The sequence below is a fragment of the Streptosporangium sp. NPDC023963 genome, from assembly GCF_040639135.1.
Taxonomy (GTDB): domain Bacteria; phylum Actinomycetota; class Actinomycetes; order Streptosporangiales; family Streptosporangiaceae; genus Streptosporangium.
The window spans coordinates 370,922-387,788 of record NZ_JBEZZK010000001.1 but is presented as its reverse complement, the minus strand read 5'-3'; the positions used below and the strand labels follow the sequence as shown (position 1 = coordinate 387,788).

The following is a 16,867-nucleotide window of genomic DNA, read 5'->3' as shown; positions in this document are numbered from 1 at the left end:
ACCTGTAGGAACTCCCGTGGGTTCCTTCTGAGGGTCTGTCCAGTTAACGGCTCTGGCACGAATGCGGTGGTGGCGGAGCGTGTGGGCTGGCAGGGTGATCTTGGTGTGCTTCGAAGATCTTGAGAGTGCTGTTCCCGCAGTTAGCCGATGTGGTCCTTGAGCAGGTCATCGCGGAACAGCAGGTTGTGCGGGTGCAAGCTCGGACACGATCAGTGCTGACACCGTGCCCTGCGTGTGGGGTCTTGACCCGCCGGGTGCACGCCTACCCCACCCGGCGTCTGGCGGATGTGCCGGTCGGTAGCCATACGGTGGTCCTCGACCTGCGCGTACGCCGACTGGTGTGCGAGGCCCGCGGCTGTGTGCGGCAGACGTTTCGTGAGCAGGTCCCGCAGGTGGCAGCCCGTTATGCTCGCCGCACCGCGGGGCTGGCCGCGCTGATTGTGGACCTGGCGGTGGTGCTGGCCGGTCGCGCGGGCGTGGCTGTGCTGTCCCGGCTGGCGGTGAAGGTCTCGCGGACCACGGTGCTGCGCTTGTTGATGAGCGTTCCCGCCCCCGCCGGGCCGGTGCCCGCGGTGCTGAGCGTGGACGACTTCGCGCTGCGGCGCGGCAACCGTTACGCGACCTTGCTCATCGACGCGGTCACCCACCGCCGCATCGATGTGCTGCCCGACCGCAGGGCCGCCACATTGATCGCATGGCTGCGCGAGCATCCCGGCGTCCAGGTCGTGTGCCGTGACGGCTCAGCCGCCTACGCCGAAGCCATCCGCCCAGGTGCACCGGACGCGGTGCAGGTCAGCGACCGCTGGCATCTGTGGCACGGCCTGGCCGCCGCGGTGGAGAAGACCGTGGTCGCCCACAGCCGCTGCTGGCATGCCGCAGGGCCCCGCCGCACCGGTGCGCTCGCCGAACGGACCCGCCGCAAGCATGCACAGGTCCACACTCTCCTCGATCAAGGGCTCTGCCTGGGCGAGTGCGCTCGACATCTGGGCTGGGGGTTCAACACGGTCAAACGCTACGCCCGCGCGGCCTCGGCCGAGGATCTCCTGCGTCCGCCCAAGTACGCAGCCACCCTGGTCGACCCCTACCGCGAGCATCTGCGACGCCGCCCGGCCGAAGAGCCCGGCGTGCCGGTCACTCATCTGCTGGCCGAGATCCGCGAGCGCGGCTACACCGGCAGCGCCAACCTGCTGGTGCGCTACCTCAACCAAGGGCGCACCGACCCCGACCGCACCCCGCCGACTGGTCTCCTGGCTCCTGAGCCGCCCCGAGGACCTGCCACCGCATCGCCGTCGGCACCTGGAGGAGCTGATCCCCGCCTGCCCGCATCTGACGGCTTTGGCAACGCGGGTGCGCGAGTTCGCCGTTATCCTCACCCAGCGTCGCGGTCACGACCTTGACGACTGGATCAGCACAGCACGCGCCGATGACCTGCCCGTCCTGCACAGCTTTGCCCTTGGCGTGGAGAAGGACAAACAAGCCGTCATCGCCGGGCTGACCCTGCCCTACAGCAACGGCCCCATGGAAGGCACCAACACCAAGGTCAAGCTCCTGAAACGCCAAATGTACGGCCGAGCCGGCTTCGCCCTACTCCGACAGCGGATTCTGCTTTCCCAGCAACGCTCTGTCACCACCGCATTCATGCCAGAGCCGAAAACCGTACAGCCCCGCGCGGTGCCCGGCGGGGCGAGTTCTCCCAGGTCGTCCTTCGCGGAAGTCCTGTCACAACCATGACGTTCTGCGAGACAGTTTTGCGCGGGCTTCTGCCCAGCGCAGACGTTCTACTCTGCCCCTGGTGACACGGACCCGAGCGCCGGGCCTATTTCCGTTGGATTTTCGAGCCAGCCGGTCGATTCTCGCTGGTACACGGAAAGCTGGCTTCCTAAGATCGTGGTCATGGGTTCGGGAGCGGGCCGAACAGGGTCTCCGCGTTCGTCTTCGCCGCCTTCCGCACCATCGCTTCCGACACCCCCCGCACCCCGCGCAGGTCCGCGCCAGCAAGGTTCGCACCAGCAAGGTTCGCGTCGGTCAGGTCCGCGTTTGTCAGGTTCGCGCGAGTCAGGTTCGCGTCGTTCAGGTCCGCGTCGGTCAGGTCCGCGCTGATCAGGCGCGCGTCGGTCAGGTCCGCGCCACCCAGTTTCGCGTTGATCAGGTGCGTGTTGATCAGGCGCGCGTTTGTCAGGTTCGCGCTAGCCAGGTTCGCGCCAGCAAGGTTCGCGTCGGTCAGGTCCGCGCCACCCAGTTTCGCGTTGATCAGGCGCGCGTTTGTCAGGTTCGCGTTTGTCAGGTTCGCGTCGCGCAGGTCCGCTCGGGTCAGGGTCGCGCGGGTCAGGTTCGCGTTTGTCAGGTTCGCGTTGATCAGGTTCGGCCCCTCGATACTGGTCAGGATCCCGTCGTGCTTGAGGAGGGTGACGGTGAAGACCATGGCAGGTGTCCGGATGCCGTGCAGATCGAGATCAGCCGCTTCGGTGGGTTCATTGGGTCGGCGGGCCAGGGTGGTGAGGGCGGCGTGGACATCGGTGTCGGGCTCTTGGGGGAGCTTGTCGTCCTTGACCTTGGAGGGATCGGGGTCGTGTTCGCGGACGTAGGCGGCCAGGACGTCGCGGATGGCGAGGCGGTCGCGTTCGGAGTCGCGGGCGATGCGTTCCAGGGCGTAGATGGCGGCGGTGCGGACTTCTCGCTTGTTGGAGCCGAGCTGCTCGACGGCTCTGGCGTACCGGTCGGTGACCTGGCCTTCGCGGGCGATGTTGAGCTGATCCTGGCCGCTGCGCAGGGTCAGCCCAGTTACCAGCAGAGTCCCTACCGTGGCGGCCACGCCTGCGGCCAGGATCCAGGTGTTGACCTGCCGGTGCCGGTTCTGGCGGTCTAGGTCGATCAGCTCCAGCCGCCGGTCGGCGGGCAGTGCGTCGAGTTCGGTCTGGGTCGGCAGGGCGGGTCGGGGCCTGCGCCGGAACCGGCGTTGCCGTCCCACAGGCGGGACGGCGTCCGCAGCTCTGGTGTTGGGAGCGGCCTCGCCGACGGAAGGGGCGGGGCCGGGCGCGGTGTCGGCCGGGGCGTCTGCGGAAGGCGTGCCGGGGGAGGGCTCGTCCGGAGGGAGGTCACTCATGTTGGTCAGACGCGCCGGGCCAGCTTTTCGCTCACAGGGGACCGCAGGGTGGACCTAACCCGTGGCTCTGCGAACGCGTGTACGTGGTGACACGAGTCTTTTAACAACCTCGCCGAACTGTTCGACATCTACCGCAGCACCCTCTGGAACGCGATCAAAGACGTCCAACCCATCCTCGACAACGACACCATCCCCGCACCCATTTCAAGATCAGCGGTTATTCAACACCCACTAAGAGGACAGACTTTCATGACATCGAAGGCCACGGAGGAACCGCCGTTGTTCGCAAACCCACGGCCTGACATGCCCCCATGAGGAGGGGCTTACCTTGGGTTCCGCACGGTGCCCCCTTCAGAATTCACGAACTCTCGGGGAACGGCCGGAGTGCGCAGGACCTCCCTCAAGCGCGCGGCATACGCGCGAGGGTGAGTGGTGTTGCCGTTGTGCCCGCCGGGGAACTCGGTGAGGCCGGTGCCGAGCAGGCCGGCCAGCTCCCGGGCGCAGTGGTGGTCGAAGACGGTGCGCGGGGTGGTTCGACCGATGGCGGGCACGATCCGGGTGCCGGTGGACGCCAGGCCGGTGACCGGGAGGGTGTCGCCGATGACGGCGGTGAAGTCGTGTTCGAGGAAGAAGTCGAAATTGGCGATCCGGTCGGGGGTCATCGGTTGCGGGGTCAGGTCCGGCTCGGCGTCGGGGGCGGCCGGGTCGATGCCCAGCACCTCGACGACGACCTTGAGCGCCGGGGCCAGCCCTTCACGGCGGTAGAGCCGCTGGACATCGGCCAGCTCGGCCTCATGGCGGGCGCGGTCGGCCGGGGGCAGCAGGCGGGGAGCCACCGGCTCGTGCGCGATGAGCGTGCTGAGCTGTCCGGGGTGGTGGAGTGCCAGGTGCGGGCCGACGGCGGCGCCCATGCTGCAGCCGAGCATCGCCGCCGGCTCGCCGGTCACCTCGGCCAGCAGCCGGTGGACGTCGTCGGCGTGTTCTTCCATGGTCACCCGGCGGCCCGGCCCATCCAGCGTGCTGCGGGAAAGGCCGCGCCGATCGTACGTGATCACGGTGTAGGCGTCGGTGAGGTGGTCGACCAGGTCGACGCTGCGGCCGGCATCGCCTTCGCCGCTCTGGGAGATCAGCAGCGGGGGCCGGTGCCGCGCACCTCGTAGTAGAGGGTGGCTCCGGGAACGGGCAGGTAACCGGTCGTCGTCGTGGTGGCCATCGCGGGTCCTCTCGCTCAGGAGTTCGCGATCGACCGTATTCCATCTTTCCTGATACATCAATACAGATGCATCAGGAAAGATGTATTGTGAAGCGCATGAACGGAGTCGACCTGTTCCTCCTCGGACGCACCCTGATGAAGATCGGCGAGGAGGCGTTGCCCACCGAGGGGTTGGGTGATCAGCCGGGCAGCGTACGAACCGTGCTGATCGTCGTCAGTGACGTCCGCACCCACCCGGGCAGCGCGATCGGTGAAATCGTCACCCGCACCGGCCTGCCCCAAAGCGCCGTCTCGGCGGCCGTGGCGCGGCTCCGCGAGGCGGGTGCGATCGTCACCGAACCCGATGCCCGCGATCGCCGCCGCCTGATCGTCCAGCCCGTCCCCGAGACTTCCGCCCGCGTGAAAGAGGTCCGCTCCACCTCCGTCGACACGGTCCTGGCCAAGGCCATGGACACCACCGACCCGCACCGAGTCGCCGACGTCGTCTCTCTTCTGGAGGAACTCGCGCGACACCTGACTCCTCAAGCCCTCACGCACCTACACGGGTGACATGGCCGGCGTGCCGACGCCGAAACCGAGTGACATCGCTTTCCCGATCGGAGGACCGGCGCTCCAGCCGACCGTCAACCGGAGCCGTTGCTCATTGGTAAATGTCACCGGCGCGGTGGCTTCACGTCGGCAGTACCGGCAGGAGGGAAACAATATCTACCGCGTCGATCTCGTCAAACTGCGCTTCTGGCCGCCGGAGAAGGACTCTCAATGATCGTGAGAACGAGCCGAAGCCGCCTGACCGTGTTCGGCAGGCGGGCGACGGCCTGATCGAGGAGCGGGCTCATCGCTCGGTGGCGCGGGGCCGGGCTCCGATTCGGAACCGGCCCCGCAGGAGATTCACACGTCGCTTTTTAGGTCTGTGACGAAGGCCGACCAGGTGCCGCGGGCGAAGACGAGCTGGGGGCCACCGGGGTCCTTGGAGTCGCGGACGGCCACGACGTCGCCCAGGTCCGCGACCTCCACGCAGTCGCCGTTACCTCCGCTGAGCGAGCTCTTGCGCCATGTGGCCTTGGTCAGGTCTACCGGGTCGGACATCGCGCGCCCCTTCGGCTGGACACTCACGCCAGGTTGTTCTGCGTGTCCATCAGCATAGTCGTGGTGTCGGCGGGGCTGAGGGCCGCTGCCCTGAGGTAGTCGAACACCGAGACGTACCGGCGGACGTCCGTTGCGTCCTCCAGGTACAGGCCGCTGGACATGTTCTCCAGGTAGATGACGTCCAGGTCGCTCGAAGCCGGAAAGCCCACGACGGTGAACGAACCGGTCATCGCCGGATGCGCTCCGGCCCGGTAGGGGAGGATCTGGAGCATCACGTTGGGCCGCCGGCCGACCTCGATGAGGTGCTTGAACTGGTCGGCGGTGATCTGGGCCGTTCCCACGTGCTGGCGCACCACGCCCTCGCCGAGAATGACGGAGAGCTCCAGCGGGTTGTCGTCGGTGAGCCGTTTCTGGCGTTCCATCCGTACCGAGACCCTGCGCTCGACCTCTTCCGGCGTGTCGCCGGGACGTGTGGCCGCGATGACTGATCGTGCGTAGTCCGCGGTCTGCAACAGTCCGGGCACCAGTGTCTGCTGGTAGGTCCTGAGAGACGTCGCCTCGGCTTCGAGACCGATGAGCGTCGCGTACTCGCCGGGGAGCACGTCCCCGTAGTTCTGCCACCATCCCCGCTGCCGTGCCTCCCTGGACAGGGCGAGCAGCGGTTCCCGGTCGGCTTCGGGAACCCCGTACATGTCGAGGAAGGCGCGGAGATCCCTCGGCCGGATGCCCCTGCGGCCCGTCTCGATCCGGCTGACGGAGGCCGCCGTGAGCTCCATGCGTTCCGCCACCTCCTGCATGGAGAGCCCGTGTTCGATGCGCAGCCGTCGCAGCTCGGACGCCAGGCGACGTCTGCGCACGGTGGGACTCGTGTCGGCGGCCATGGCCACCCCTTCCTTCGAGGATCGCGTACTGAAACTTCTTTTGGAAACTTCCAAAGGTAACTACCAAAGCCATACAACCTGCGGTAGCTTCCGAAATTGTAGTTGGTCAACTACAGAGAGGTGCGAAGATGGCGACACCGGCGCGAAAGCGCGATCCGCAGCAGGAGCAGTACATCCATCTCGTACGGCTGGGCTGGGATCTGCGGGCTCTCGGGATCTCCGCCTCGGTGGTCGTCCCCGCCGCCGGGCCGCCGGTGCTGGAGATCATGTCCGCGTCCGGGGTGCGGCTCCGGGTCTGGGTAGTTCACCGCGCGTGGGGCTGGGCCTTCACTTGGCGGCCGTGGTGGTCGGTGCTGTGGCGGCGGAGCGATTGGGTCTGGGCCGAGGCGGACAACGCGGCCGACATGATCGTGTCGGCGGTGCGCGTATGAACGCACACGGGCGGGTCGGCCAGGGCACGATGACCAAGCGCTGGGACGGCCTGCGCGTCGCCGGTCGGCGGGACTTTCCCGGTGTCGCGCGGTCGGCGGGGGCCGCTCGCAAGTGGGTGGTGGAACTTCTATGCGGTCAGATGGCCGCCGAGACGCTGGAAACGGCCGAACTTCTCGTCAGTGAGGTGGTCACCAACGCGATCCTGCACAGCGACTCGGGCGGGTCTGGCGGGCTCATCATGGTCCGGGTGGGGCTGAGCGGCGACCTCGTTCACATCGAGGTGGTCGACGACGGCTCGGTCACCAGCGTCCCTGCGATCCGGACCACCGACGACGACAGTCTCAGCGGACGCGGTCTGAGCTGGGTGGACCGGCTGGCCGTCATTTGGGGCGCCGATCGTGACGACGAGGCGGGCGGGGTGGTCTGGTTCCGGCTCCCACGTGATGGATCGGCGACCTTCTAGGTCCTTGCTTCCACGTTCACCATGTCGAGTTCGGGATCCGGTGGCCAGCGGGGGAGAGCCCCGCCGGCCGGGCGGGTGACTAGGGGATGACGTCGAAGCGGTCGACGAGCATGTAGGTGCCCGATCGTTTGACGCCGCGCAGGGTGTGTGTCCCCTGCGAGAGCCCGCGGACGCTGTAGACGACCTGCTGGGCCAGGCGGGTGCCGTTGGTGGTGTCGACGGTGGCCCGGAGGACGCTGTCGAGGTAGATGTCCACGAGGCCCTGGTCGGAGTTGCGTTCCGTCAGGAAGTCGACTCCGGTGCCGGTGAAGGTGAAGGTGAACGACGCGCCGTTGGTGGTCGTGTACCGCACGTCGTCGTTGTAGTCACCGAAACCCCGGCCGCCGCTGGTCGACCAGCCGGTGCCGTAGGTGGCCGCGTCGTCGTTGAACCGCTGGGTCGTGCTCACGGCGGGATACAGCTGCGACCGCGGCACGATCTGGGCCGGTGTACTTGGGCCGGCCCAGGCGAGCTTCATGAACGCCTCGCCGCCGCGTTCGGTGTGTTCCAGGCGGATGTCGTGGCGGCGGCCGGCGACGAGGGTCACGCTGCCCTGGTCGACCGCTGCCCCGTGCGGGGTGGTGTTGTCGATGACGAGCTGTCCGTCGATCCACAGTCGCACGGTGTCGTCGGAGGCGGTGGTGAAGGTGTAGCGCTCGGAGTATCGCGGTTCGATCGATCCGGTCCAGCGGCCGGAGAAGTCGTCGACGCCGATCGACGGCGCCGGGGAGCCGCCGAAACGCCAGGCGTAGTTGACGGTGGAGTCCGTGCGGGTGACCGCCGGTGTGCCGGTGAACGTGGCGTTGTTCCAGAACTCCGCCCTGAGCCCGGTGCCGGTGCCCGCCGCCGTCGGCGCGGGGGTGGTGATGTCGGCCTCGATGACGGTGGCGATGGCGTTGGTGGTGCCGCCGGCGGGCAGGAAGTCGTAGCCGTCCCCGGCGGCCCGTACGGTCACCGGTGACGTGCTGCCGAGCACCCGCGCGCCGGTGACCGTGAACGGCGAGCGCCGGCTGAGGTGCAGGGTGCCGGACCAGCTGTTGACGATCAGGTAGAGCTTGTCACCCTTGCGCGTGACGCGGCCCCAGGACGGCTGGGTGACCAGGCCCGTGTGGCCCGCGCCGGTGATGGCCGCCCCGTTGACGGCCATCCACGTCCCGATGCCGCGCAGGCCGTCGGCCTGCCCGGCGGTGACCGCGCCGGTGTCGGTGGGGCCGATGTTGAGCAGCAGGTTGGCGCCGTTGCTCGTCAGGGTCGCCAGGTCGCGCACCATCGTGGTCGGCGACTTGAAGTTGGCGTCCCAGGCCGCGTACCCCCAGGTGTTGTTGATCGTGATGCAGGACTCCTGCAGCTGGATCGACGGCGGGGAGTCGGCGAGCGCCTGTTCGGGGGTGCCGTAGTCGCCGTCGATCGCGCGGCGCTTGCCCACCCGGTTGTTGATGACGACCTGCGGCGAGATGCCGCGGACGAACCGCTCCAGGTCCTCGCCGTCCTGGGCCGACCACGGGTTGGCGGGGTTGGTCTCGGTCCATTCGCCGTCGAACCACAGCACCGCGGGGTCGTAGCCGGTCACCAGTTCCCGGAGTTGCGCCTTCATCGTGGTGACGTAGGCCGGGAAGTTGCCGACGAAGTCCGGGTCGTGCCAGTCCCAGATCGAGTAGTAGAAGCCGAGCTTGATGCCGTTGGCGGTCGCGACGGTCTTGAGCTCGCGCAGGAGGTCGCGGGAGAAGCCGGAATGGTCGCGGAGGTTCCAGCGGTTGACGGCGGTGGGCCACATGGCGAACCCGTCGTGGTGCTTCGAGGTGATGACGATGTACTTCTGGCCGGCCTGCTTGGCCAGCTGCACGATTGCGTTCGCGTCGAACGAGGCGGGGTTGAAGGTGGCGGCCTTCGCCTCGTACTCGCTCCAGGGGATGTCGCACTGCCGCTTGATCCACTCGGCGTCGCGGCACGCGTTGTACTGGCCCTTGTACATGGCGTACGGGCCGAAGTGGATGAACATCCCGAAGCGTGCCTCGTCGAACCAGCGGGTGCGCGTCGAGGTCAAGGCGTCGTCGGCGACGTAGTTGTCGCCCGGCCCGGCGGACGCCGGTGCCGACGGCGCGACGACCGTCATCGCCAGCGCGGTCAGCAGGGACAGTGCTGCTCGTACGAGTGTTGATCGCATGGGGTCCTCTCCTGTCGTGGATGCGATCAGCTCGCCACTGCGCGCACGCCGTTGCGGGCCGCAGCGAACCGGACGAAATGGGCGGGCACCTCCAAGCGGCCCGGGATGTTTCGATGAGATTTCCGCACATTGATAATTGATTGATCTCGCGAAACATCGGATCTGTCAAGGGTGTGGTCAGGGTTGCTTGGGAGGCCTGTACGCGCTCGTTCCCGGCCGCTTAGGCCGTACGTCGCGGCCTCGGCCGTGGCCGTCCCCTCGGCGGTTCGCTGCGCTGCGGATACACATCGGATGTATCGGGAGGGGTGGCGCGGTTGTCTTCCGCCCCTGCTGGCGGGCGTGATCCGCTGCGGACATGGCCGGGGGAGATCGGCGGTTAGGTGGATGTAACAGTCGGACGCGGGCATCTGTGACGTCCACGTAACGCCTGTTTCTTATGTTTCCGTCGTTGGATCCGCCCGATGCGGCTTCGGTGTCCCCGCTGTCCGGCGGAGGGTGTCACGGGCCCCTGCTCAGGGGAAGGGACCTATGGCGGCGTCAGAGAAAGTGAAGACGGTCTGCTCGTACTGCGGCGTCGGCTGCGGGATCGTCCTGGAGGTGGACGGGCGGCGCCGGGTCGTCAAGGCGTCCGGTGACAAGAGTCACCCGGCCAACGCCGGCCGGCTGTGCACCAAGGGAGCGACCACCGCGGACATGCTCGCCGCCCCCGGCCGCCTCGAGAGCGGGCTGGTCAGGCCCGACCGGGGAGCCGAGCCCGTGCCGACGAGCGTGGACGCGGCGATCAGCGAGACCGCCCGGCGTCTGCGGCAGATCCTGGACGAGCACGGGCCGGACGCGCTGTCGTTCTACGTGTCCGGCCAGATGACGCTGGAGGCGCAGTATCTCGTCAACAAGCTCGCCAAGGGCTTCGTCGGCACCAACCAGATCGAGTCCAACTCCCGGCTGTGCATGGCCAGCGCGGGCAGCGGCTACAAGCTGTCGCTCGGGTCGGACGGCCCGCCCGGCTCCTACGAGGACTTCGACCGCGCCGACCTGTTCTTCGTGATCGGCGCGAACATGGCCGACTGCCACCCGATCCTGTTCCTGCGGATGATGGAGCGGGTCAAGGCCGGGGCCAGGCTCATCGTGGTCGATCCCCGCCGTAGCGCCACCGCCGACAAGGCCGACCTGTTCCTGCAGATCAGGCCCGGCACCGACCTGGCCCTGCTCAACGGGCTGCTGCACCTGCTGGTCGAGGGCGGCCACGTCGACCACGAGTTCGTCGAGCAGCACACCGACGGCTGGGAGGCGATGCCGGACTTCCTGCGGGACTACCCGCCCGGGACGGTCGCCGAGATCACCGGCATCCCCGAGGACGACCTGCGCCGGGCGGCCGAGTGGATCGGCGCGGCGGGGGAGTGGATGAGCTGCTGGACGATGGGGCTCAACCAGAGCACGCACGGCACCTGGAACACCAACGCGCTGTGCAACCTGCACCTGGCCACCGGCGCGATCTGCCGCCCCGGCAGCGGCCCGTTCTCCCTGACCGGCCAGCCCAACGCCATGGGCGGGCGCGAGATGGGCTACATGGGTCCCGGACTGCCCGGCCAGCGCTCGGTGCTGGTGGAGGAGGACCGCCTCTTCACCGAGGAACTGTGGAACCTGCCGCCCGGCACCCTGCGCACCGACGTCGGCCAGGGGACCGTCGAGATGTTCTCGCGCATGGCCGAGGGCGAGATCAAGGCATGCTGGATCATCTGCACCAACCCGGTCGCCAGCGTCGCCAACCGCAGGACGGTCATCGCGGGCCTGGAGGCCGCCGAGTTCGTCGTCACCCAGGACGTCTTCGCCGCCACCGAGACCAACGCCTACGCCGACGTGGTCCTGCCCGGCGCCATGTGGGCCGAGACCGAGGGCGTGATGGTCAACTCCGAGCGGAACCTCACCCTGCTCAGGCAGGCCGTGGAACCGCCGGGGCAGGCGCTGCCCGACTGGCGGATCATCGCCCGCGTCGCCTGCGAGATGGGCTTCGAGGACGCCTTCTCGTACGACAGCGCGGAGGAGGTGTTCGAGGAGATCAAGCGGGCGTGGAACCCCAAGACCGGCTACGACCTGCGGGGCGTCACCTACGAGCGGCTGCGCGAGACCCCCGTCCAGTGGCCGAGCCCGCCGGGCGGCGGTGACCGCAATCCCGTCCGCTACCTCAACGACGGCACCAGCCAGGCGACGCTGACCCGGCCCGACGGCAGCCGCCCGCGCCTCGCCTTCGCCACCCCGAACGGCCGGGCCGCCTTCTTCCCCCGCCCGCACCTGCCCGCCGCCGAGCTGCCCGACGACGCCTACCCTTTCGTCCTCAACACCGGCAGGCTGCAGCACCAGTGGCACACCCTGACCAAGACGGGAAGGGTCGCCAAGCTCAACAAGCTCAACCCCGGGCCCTTCGTCGAGATCCACCCGGGCGACGCGGCCGGGCAGGGGATCGGCGAGGGCGACCTGGTGGAGATCGCCTCCCGGCGCGGCAGGGCCGTGCTGCCCGCCCGGCTGAGCGACCGCGTCATGCCGGGCAACTGCTTCGCGCCGTTCCACTGGAACGACCTGTTCGGCGAGTACCTCAGCGTCAACGCGGTCACCAGCGACGCCGTCGACCCCGTCTCCTTCCAGCCCGAGTTCAAGGCGTGCGCGGTCTCCCTCACCAGGGTCGCCTCCGAGGCGTCCCCGGCGGCCTCGGAGCCCGCGGGGACGGCGGGGTTCCCCGCGATCTCCGAGCAGGCCCGGGCGATCGCCTTCCCCGCGGGGCCGCAGTACGCGGTTCAGGAGGCCGCAGGAACGGCGCCGGAGGCCGCCCGGCCCGCCCCGATCGCCGCGCTGGCCGACCTGCTCGGGGTGGCCGACCTGACGCCGCCGTCGCTCGCCGACCACGAGCGCCGCTACATGGCCGGTTTCCTGTCCGCCCTCGACAGCACGGCATCCGTTCCCGACGGCGCGGCATCCGCCCCCGGTGGCACGGCGTCCGCCGGCACGGTCGTGCCGGTCCTGCCGGAGCACGCGCCCGTCGATCCCGCCCACGCCCTGTGGATCAACGGGGTGCTGGCCGGGATGTTCTCCCGCACCCTCGCGCCGCCGTCTCGGCGAGAGACCGGCGACCCGGTGCCGCCGGCGCGCGACATCGTCGTCCTGTGGGCCTCCCAGACCGGGAACGCCGAGGAGTTCGCCGCCACCAGCGTCGACCGGCTCACCGGCGCGGGGCGAGCCCCCCGGCTGATCAGCATGGCCGACTGCGCCCCGGACAGCATTCCCCGCGGCGCGGACCTGCTCGTCATCTCCAGCACCTTCGGCGACGGCGAGGCCCCCGACAACGGCGTCGGATTCTGGGAGGCCCTCATCGGGTCCGGCGCCCCCCGGCTCGACGGCGTGCGCTATGCCGTCCTCGCCTTCGGCGACTCCAGCTACGACGACTTCTGCGGCCACGGGCGACGGCTCGACCAGCGCCTCGAGGAGCTGGGGGCCCAGCGCATGGCCCCCCGCGTGGACTGCGAGCCCGACGACCATTCGCGGGCCCTGGGCTGGCTCGAGCAGTTGCTCACCACCCTCGCCGAGCCTTCCCTGCCGACCCCGTCTTCCCCGCCGGCCCCGCCTTCCCCGTCTTCCCCGCCGGCCCCGGCGGGTCCGGGGCCCGGGCCGGCGCGCGCGGGCTCCGGATCGACGCCGGGCCGCGGGCCGGCGCCCTCGGATCCCGGGCCGGCGCTTCCAGGTCCCGGATCGGCGTTCTCGGGTCCCAGATCGGCGCTCCCAGGTCCCGGGTCGGCGTCCCCAGGTCCCGGATCGGCGTTCTCGGGTCCCGAGCCCGCGAAGCCGGCACTCCCGAGCCTCGGGCCGGCGTCCTCGGGCCTCGGGCGGACGCCCCCGGCCCCCGGGACGACGTCCCCCGAGCCCGAGCCGGGGGCGGGGCCCGGCAGGGCCGCGCCGTTCAGCGCCCCCCTGACCGGCAACCGGCTGCTCAGCCTGCCGGGATCGGCCAAGGAGGTGCGGCAGTTCACCTTCGACACCGGTGGCGAGCTGGCCTACCAGACCGGTGACGCGCTCGGGGTGCTGCCGGTCAACAACCCCGGCCTCGTCGCCGAGTGGCTGGCCGTGACCGGTCTCGACCCCGACGACACCGTCGAGATCCCCGGCCTCGGCCCCGTCCCGTTCGGTGAGGCCCTGCGAAGTCACCTGGAGATCACCAGGATCACTCCCGGCCTGCTCAGGTTCGTCGCCGAACGTACCCGCGACCGCGATCTCACCCGGTTCCTGCGTTCGGGCAACGGGGGAGAGCTGGCCAAGTGGACCTGGGGCCGCCAGGCCGTCGACGTGGCCGGCGAGCTCCGCGTCCGGGCCACGGCCCAGGAGTGGGCGGACGTCCTCAAACGCCTGAAGCCGCGCCTGTACTCCATCTCCTCCAGCCCGCTGGTCGACCCCCACCGGGTGCGCCTGACGGTCTCGGTCGTCCGCTTCGACAACCCGCGCGGTACGGCGCGCAACGGGGTGTGCTCGTCCTTCCTCGCGGACAGCCCCGGGCACGCCTCCGTACCCGTCTTCGTCCAGCGCAACAGGCACTTCCGCCCACCGGCCGATCCGGCCACCCCGATGATAATGATCGGCCCGGGTACGGGCGTCGCGCCCTTCCTCGGCTTCATGGACGAGCGCCGGGCACTGGGCCACTCCGGCCGCAACTGGCTCTTCTTCGGCGAGCAGCGGCGCTCCAGCGACTTCTACTACCGCGACGAGCTCAACGAGTTGTACCAGGGCGGGCTGCTGACCCGGCTGGACCTCGCCTTCTCCCGCGACCAGCGCGCCAAGGTCTACGTCCAGGACCGGATGCGCGAGCACGGCGGCCGGCTCTGGTCCTGGCTCCAGGACGGCGCCCACCTGTACGTCTGCGGCGACGCCAGCCGGATGGCCAAGGACGTCGACCGGACCCTGCGCGAGATCGCCGCCGTCCACGGCGGCCTCGGCGACGACGAGGCCGCCGTGTACGTCAAGCACCTGGCCACCAGCAGGCGCTACGTGCGCGACGTGTACTGATCCTCGCCGTTCGCGCGGCCGGGCCGAGGCTGCCCGCGAGCGATGCGGCCGGGCCCGGGCCGGGCGGTCGTCAGAAGCCGGGGAACACCCGGCGGAGGTCGTCCAGGGTGACGCCGTCGCCGGTGACGGTCGCCGACGGCGGGGTGTGCTCGGGGGCCAGCCTGCCGCTGAGCAGGCGCGCCCAGGCCTCGCTGGGAAGCGCCAGGGTGACGTCGGCCGGCTCCGGGGCCTCGCTGAAGCCGACGGTCTCCCCGAGGGTGAGTCCCTGGAGGTTCTCGGGGTCGGTCGTCTCGACCCGGAGGGTGGTGGCCAGGCGCGGGTCCAGGCCGTCCGGCCTGCCGATGAAGCCGATCAGGAAATCGAGCGGTCCCGCGTACAGGTCGGTCAGCACCCCGGCGGCGTCCCGCCCGACGGCGGCCTCGGGATCGAAGGCGACCATGACGTCCCAGGCGTGCAGGGCGGCCTCGTTCAGGCGCATCCCGGCCACCAGCGCGACGCTGCCCGGCATGGGGAGGAATCCCAGCTTGATCTGCAGCCGCTCGCGGGCGCCGGCGTCGAGGCTCTCGAACGCCGAGACGATGTCGGCGTCGGCGGCGAGGAAGTCCTCGGCCTGCTCCCCGGGCTCCTTCGCGTTCCAGCGGTCCCACACCGGGTGGTTGAAGTCCTGGCCCGGGGCCTCCTCGCCGTCCTGCGCCGCGCGCAGCGTCGCCAGGGCGATCTCGGCGCCGCTGCCGAGGTGGCTGAGCACCTGGGCGACGCTCCACTCCGAGCAGCCGGAGGGCCGGGTGAGGTCGGCGGCGTCCAGCCCCCGGACGAAGGCCGCCAGCTCGTCGTGGGTGGTACGCAGAGCCGCGATGGTCCTGTCGGCGAGTGTGGTCATGGTTCTCCTACCGGGTGGAAGCGGGATGTGAAGGACGATGGCACCGTAGGTCGCGCGATCGAGCCGGGCGGCCGCCCGGGGCGTTCCCTCGGCCGTGCCCGCCCCCGTGCCCACCATCATCCTCTCCCGTACCGGCACCCGTCCTCGGTGGGGTCCGGGGACGGGTGCCGTCGCGCGAGCGGTCAGGTGCCGGGGATCTCCTTCACCTTCGGGATCGGGGAGAAGACCAGCAGCAGGATCGGCAGGATGGCTCCGGCGATCACCGCGAGCAGGATGGCCGGGCGCAGGCCGAGGGTCTCGCCGAGCAGGCCCGCGCCCAGGGCGCCGAGCGGGGCCGGGATCAGACCGAGGGAGTAGATCGTGCCGATCACCCTGGCCTGGAGGTGCGGCGGGGTGATCGACTGCACCAGCGTCATGTTGCTGACGAAGAAGACCTGGTTGCTCGCCCAGACGATGAACTGGGAGAGGCCGAGCATCCCGGCGGCCAGCCAGACCGGTCCCGACGCGAACGGCACCAGCAGCAGCGCGCAGTTGCCGACGACCGTGCTCCACAGCAGCGTCGGGCCGATCCCCATGCGGCGCATGGTCCGCACCGACAGGGTCGCGCCGAGGATGGCGCCGACGCCGCCGGTCGCCATGACGATGCCCACCCACTCCACCGGCAGGTCGGGGCCGCCCCGCAGCAGGAACAGCACGTAGATCGACTGCATCGCGCCCATGACGAAGAACGAGTACAGCCCGCTGGCGATGGCCAGCGGCCGGATCATCGGCTGGTCCATCACCCAACGGAAGCCCGCCCAGATCGCCCGGTGCACGCTCACGGCCGTCTCGTCGTCCGGGGTGGGCACCTCCTCGCGCTTGCGGATGAGCAGGATCGCGATCGCGGAGAACAGGTAGGAGAGCACGTCGATCATGATCAGCAGTGGCGCGGCCACCACCTTGATCAGCGCCGCCGCCGCGCCGGGACCGGCGGTCTGCGCCAGCGACTCGCTCAGCTGCAGCTTGCCGTTGCCGTCGCCCAGGTGCCGCAGCGGGACCAGCGACGGGAAGTAGGAGCGGTACGCGACCTGGAACAGCACCGACAGCAGGCTCAGGACGAACACGACCGCGTACAGCACCCCGAGCGTGAGGCCGTCCATCACGTACAGCAGCGGCACCAGGGCGAGTACCGCGGCCCGGCCCAGGTCCGACCAGATCAGCACGGGCCGCTTGCGCATCCGGTCGATGTAGACGCCGAACAGCAGGAACCCGAGCATCGGCAGCCGGATCAGCGCCCCGAGGACGCCCATCTCGGTCGCGCTCGCGCCCAGGGTGACGATGGCGATCAGCGGGATCGCCACGTACGAGATCTGCGAGCCGAACTGGGAGAGGGTCTGGCCGGTCCACAGCCGCAGGAAGTCCTGGTTGCGCCAGAGGCCGTCGTCGCCGCCGGTCCCCTCGGGCCGCTTCTCGCCTCCGGGGGCGCCGTGGTCCCCGGAATCCCCGGGCCCTCCGGGTCCTCCCGATCCTTCGGAGGTCACGGGACCGGCGGCTTCGGGAGGAGCCTCAGGGGCTCCGGCGCTC

12 protein-coding genes and 1 pseudogene are annotated in these 16,867 nt (G+C 69.8%); 6 read left to right on the top strand and 7 right to left on the bottom strand.

Annotated features, from left to right (window positions below; translation table 11 throughout):
- Nucleotides 1–128 precede the first annotated feature (128 nt).
- A pseudogene (locus tag AB0F88_RS01585) lies at nucleotides 129–1,608 on the top strand (ISL3 family transposase); the annotation flags it as partial.
- A 283-nt stretch (nucleotides 1,609–1,891) separates the two neighbouring features.
- Here the strand turns inward: AB0F88_RS01585 and AB0F88_RS01580 are convergent.
- Nucleotides 1,892–2,968, bottom strand: a complete 1,077-nt coding sequence (locus AB0F88_RS01580; protein ID WP_362676198.1) for a pentapeptide repeat-containing protein — start codon at nucleotides 2,966–2,968, stop codon at nucleotides 1,892–1,894.
- 458 nt (nucleotides 2,969–3,426) lie between these two features.
- Nucleotides 3,427–4,374, bottom strand: coding sequence for an alpha/beta hydrolase (locus AB0F88_RS01575; protein ID WP_362676196.1), 948 nt, complete (start codon nucleotides 4,372–4,374; stop codon nucleotides 3,427–3,429).
- Between the two features lie 8 nt (nucleotides 4,375–4,382).
- Here AB0F88_RS01575 and AB0F88_RS01570 point away from each other — a divergent pair, with 8 nt between their 5' ends.
- Together AB0F88_RS01570 and AB0F88_RS01565 are read left to right on the top strand one after the other, a co-directional pair.
- Nucleotides 4,383–4,865, top strand: coding sequence for a MarR family transcriptional regulator (locus AB0F88_RS01570; protein WP_362676194.1), 483 nt, complete (start codon nucleotides 4,383–4,385; stop codon nucleotides 4,863–4,865).
- A 1-nt stretch (nucleotide 4,866) separates the two neighbouring features.
- A complete protein-coding gene (locus AB0F88_RS01565; protein WP_362676193.1) occupies nucleotides 4,867–5,079 on the top strand; it encodes a hypothetical protein in 213 nt (70 codons plus the stop codon).
- 125 nt (nucleotides 5,080–5,204) lie between these two features.
- Here AB0F88_RS01565 and AB0F88_RS01560 read toward each other — a convergent pair whose 3' ends face one another.
- Together AB0F88_RS01560 and AB0F88_RS01555 are read right to left on the bottom strand one after the other, a co-directional pair.
- Nucleotides 5,205–5,402, bottom strand: a complete 198-nt coding sequence (locus tag AB0F88_RS01560; RefSeq protein WP_362676191.1) for a DUF397 domain-containing protein — start codon at nucleotides 5,400–5,402, stop codon at nucleotides 5,205–5,207.
- Nucleotides 5,403–5,425: 23 nt separating this feature from the next.
- The gene (locus tag AB0F88_RS01555) at nucleotides 5,426–6,283 is read right to left on the bottom strand and encodes a helix-turn-helix transcriptional regulator (protein ID WP_362676189.1); all 858 of its coding nucleotides are present in this window, start codon (nucleotides 6,281–6,283) and stop codon (nucleotides 5,426–5,428) included.
- Nucleotides 6,284–6,411: 128 nt separating this feature from the next.
- On the opposite strand from AB0F88_RS01555, the gene AB0F88_RS01550 reads away from it, so the two are divergent.
- Both AB0F88_RS01550 and AB0F88_RS01545 read left to right on the top strand, forming a co-directional pair.
- Nucleotides 6,412–6,714, top strand: coding sequence for a hypothetical protein (locus AB0F88_RS01550; protein ID WP_362676187.1), 303 nt, complete (start codon nucleotides 6,412–6,414; stop codon nucleotides 6,712–6,714).
- Nucleotides 6,711–7,178 carry an ATP-binding protein gene (locus AB0F88_RS01545; RefSeq protein ID WP_362676185.1) on the top strand — a complete coding sequence of 156 codons (468 nt, stop codon included), beginning with the start codon at nucleotides 6,711–6,713 and terminating at the stop codon, nucleotides 7,176–7,178. The genes AB0F88_RS01550 and AB0F88_RS01545 overlap by 4 nt, the downstream gene beginning before the upstream one ends.
- Before the next feature lie 79 nt (nucleotides 7,179–7,257).
- Here the strand turns inward: AB0F88_RS01545 and AB0F88_RS01540 are convergent, their stop codons facing one another.
- Nucleotides 7,258–9,381, bottom strand: coding sequence for an alpha-L-fucosidase (locus tag AB0F88_RS01540; protein ID WP_362676183.1), 2,124 nt, complete (start codon nucleotides 9,379–9,381; stop codon nucleotides 7,258–7,260).
- Between the two features lie 528 nt (nucleotides 9,382–9,909).
- On the opposite strand from AB0F88_RS01540, the gene AB0F88_RS01535 reads away from it, so the two are divergent.
- On the top strand, nucleotides 9,910–14,424 hold the full coding sequence (locus AB0F88_RS01535) for a molybdopterin-dependent oxidoreductase (RefSeq protein WP_362676181.1): 4,515 nt from the start codon (nucleotides 9,910–9,912) through the stop codon (nucleotides 14,422–14,424).
- Nucleotides 14,425–14,494: 70 nt separating this feature from the next.
- Here the strand turns inward: AB0F88_RS01535 and AB0F88_RS01530 are convergent, their stop codons facing one another.
- Both AB0F88_RS01530 and AB0F88_RS01525 read right to left on the bottom strand, forming a co-directional pair.
- Nucleotides 14,495–15,304 carry a maleylpyruvate isomerase family mycothiol-dependent enzyme gene (locus tag AB0F88_RS01530; protein ID WP_362676179.1) on the bottom strand — a complete coding sequence of 270 codons (810 nt, stop codon included), beginning with the start codon at nucleotides 15,302–15,304 and terminating at the stop codon, nucleotides 14,495–14,497.
- 182 nt (nucleotides 15,305–15,486) lie between these two features.
- Nucleotides 15,487–16,824: an MFS transporter gene (locus tag AB0F88_RS01525; protein WP_362676177.1), complete on the bottom strand. Its 1,338-nt coding sequence runs from the start codon at nucleotides 16,822–16,824 to the stop codon at nucleotides 15,487–15,489.
- Nucleotides 16,825–16,867: the final 43 nt, after the last annotated feature.

Excerpts from the sequence above, each read along its gene's own strand:
- AB0F88_RS01575 (WP_362676196.1), bottom strand. The coding sequence starts at position 4,374 with ATGTATCAGGAAAGATGGAATACGGTCGATCGCGAACTCCTGAGCGAG.
- AB0F88_RS01570 (WP_362676194.1), top strand. The coding sequence starts at position 4,383 with ATGCATCAGGAAAGATGTATTGTGAAGCGCATGAACGGAGTCGACCTG.
- AB0F88_RS01565 (WP_362676193.1), top strand. The coding sequence starts at position 4,867 with ATGGCCGGCGTGCCGACGCCGAAACCGAGTGACATCGCTTTCCCGATC.
- AB0F88_RS01560 (WP_362676191.1), bottom strand. The coding sequence starts at position 5,402 with ATGTCCGACCCGGTAGACCTGACCAAGGCCACATGGCGCAAGAGCTCG.
- AB0F88_RS01555 (WP_362676189.1), bottom strand. The coding sequence starts at position 6,283 with ATGGCCGCCGACACGAGTCCCACCGTGCGCAGACGTCGCCTGGCGTCC.
- AB0F88_RS01550 (WP_362676187.1), top strand. The coding sequence starts at position 6,412 with ATGGCGACACCGGCGCGAAAGCGCGATCCGCAGCAGGAGCAGTACATC.
- AB0F88_RS01545 (WP_362676185.1), top strand. The coding sequence starts at position 6,711 with ATGAACGCACACGGGCGGGTCGGCCAGGGCACGATGACCAAGCGCTGG.
- AB0F88_RS01540 (WP_362676183.1), bottom strand. The coding sequence starts at position 9,381 with ATGCGATCAACACTCGTACGAGCAGCACTGTCCCTGCTGACCGCGCTG.
- AB0F88_RS01535 (WP_362676181.1), top strand. The coding sequence starts at position 9,910 with ATGGCGGCGTCAGAGAAAGTGAAGACGGTCTGCTCGTACTGCGGCGTC.
- AB0F88_RS01530 (WP_362676179.1), bottom strand. The coding sequence starts at position 15,304 with ATGACCACACTCGCCGACAGGACCATCGCGGCTCTGCGTACCACCCAC.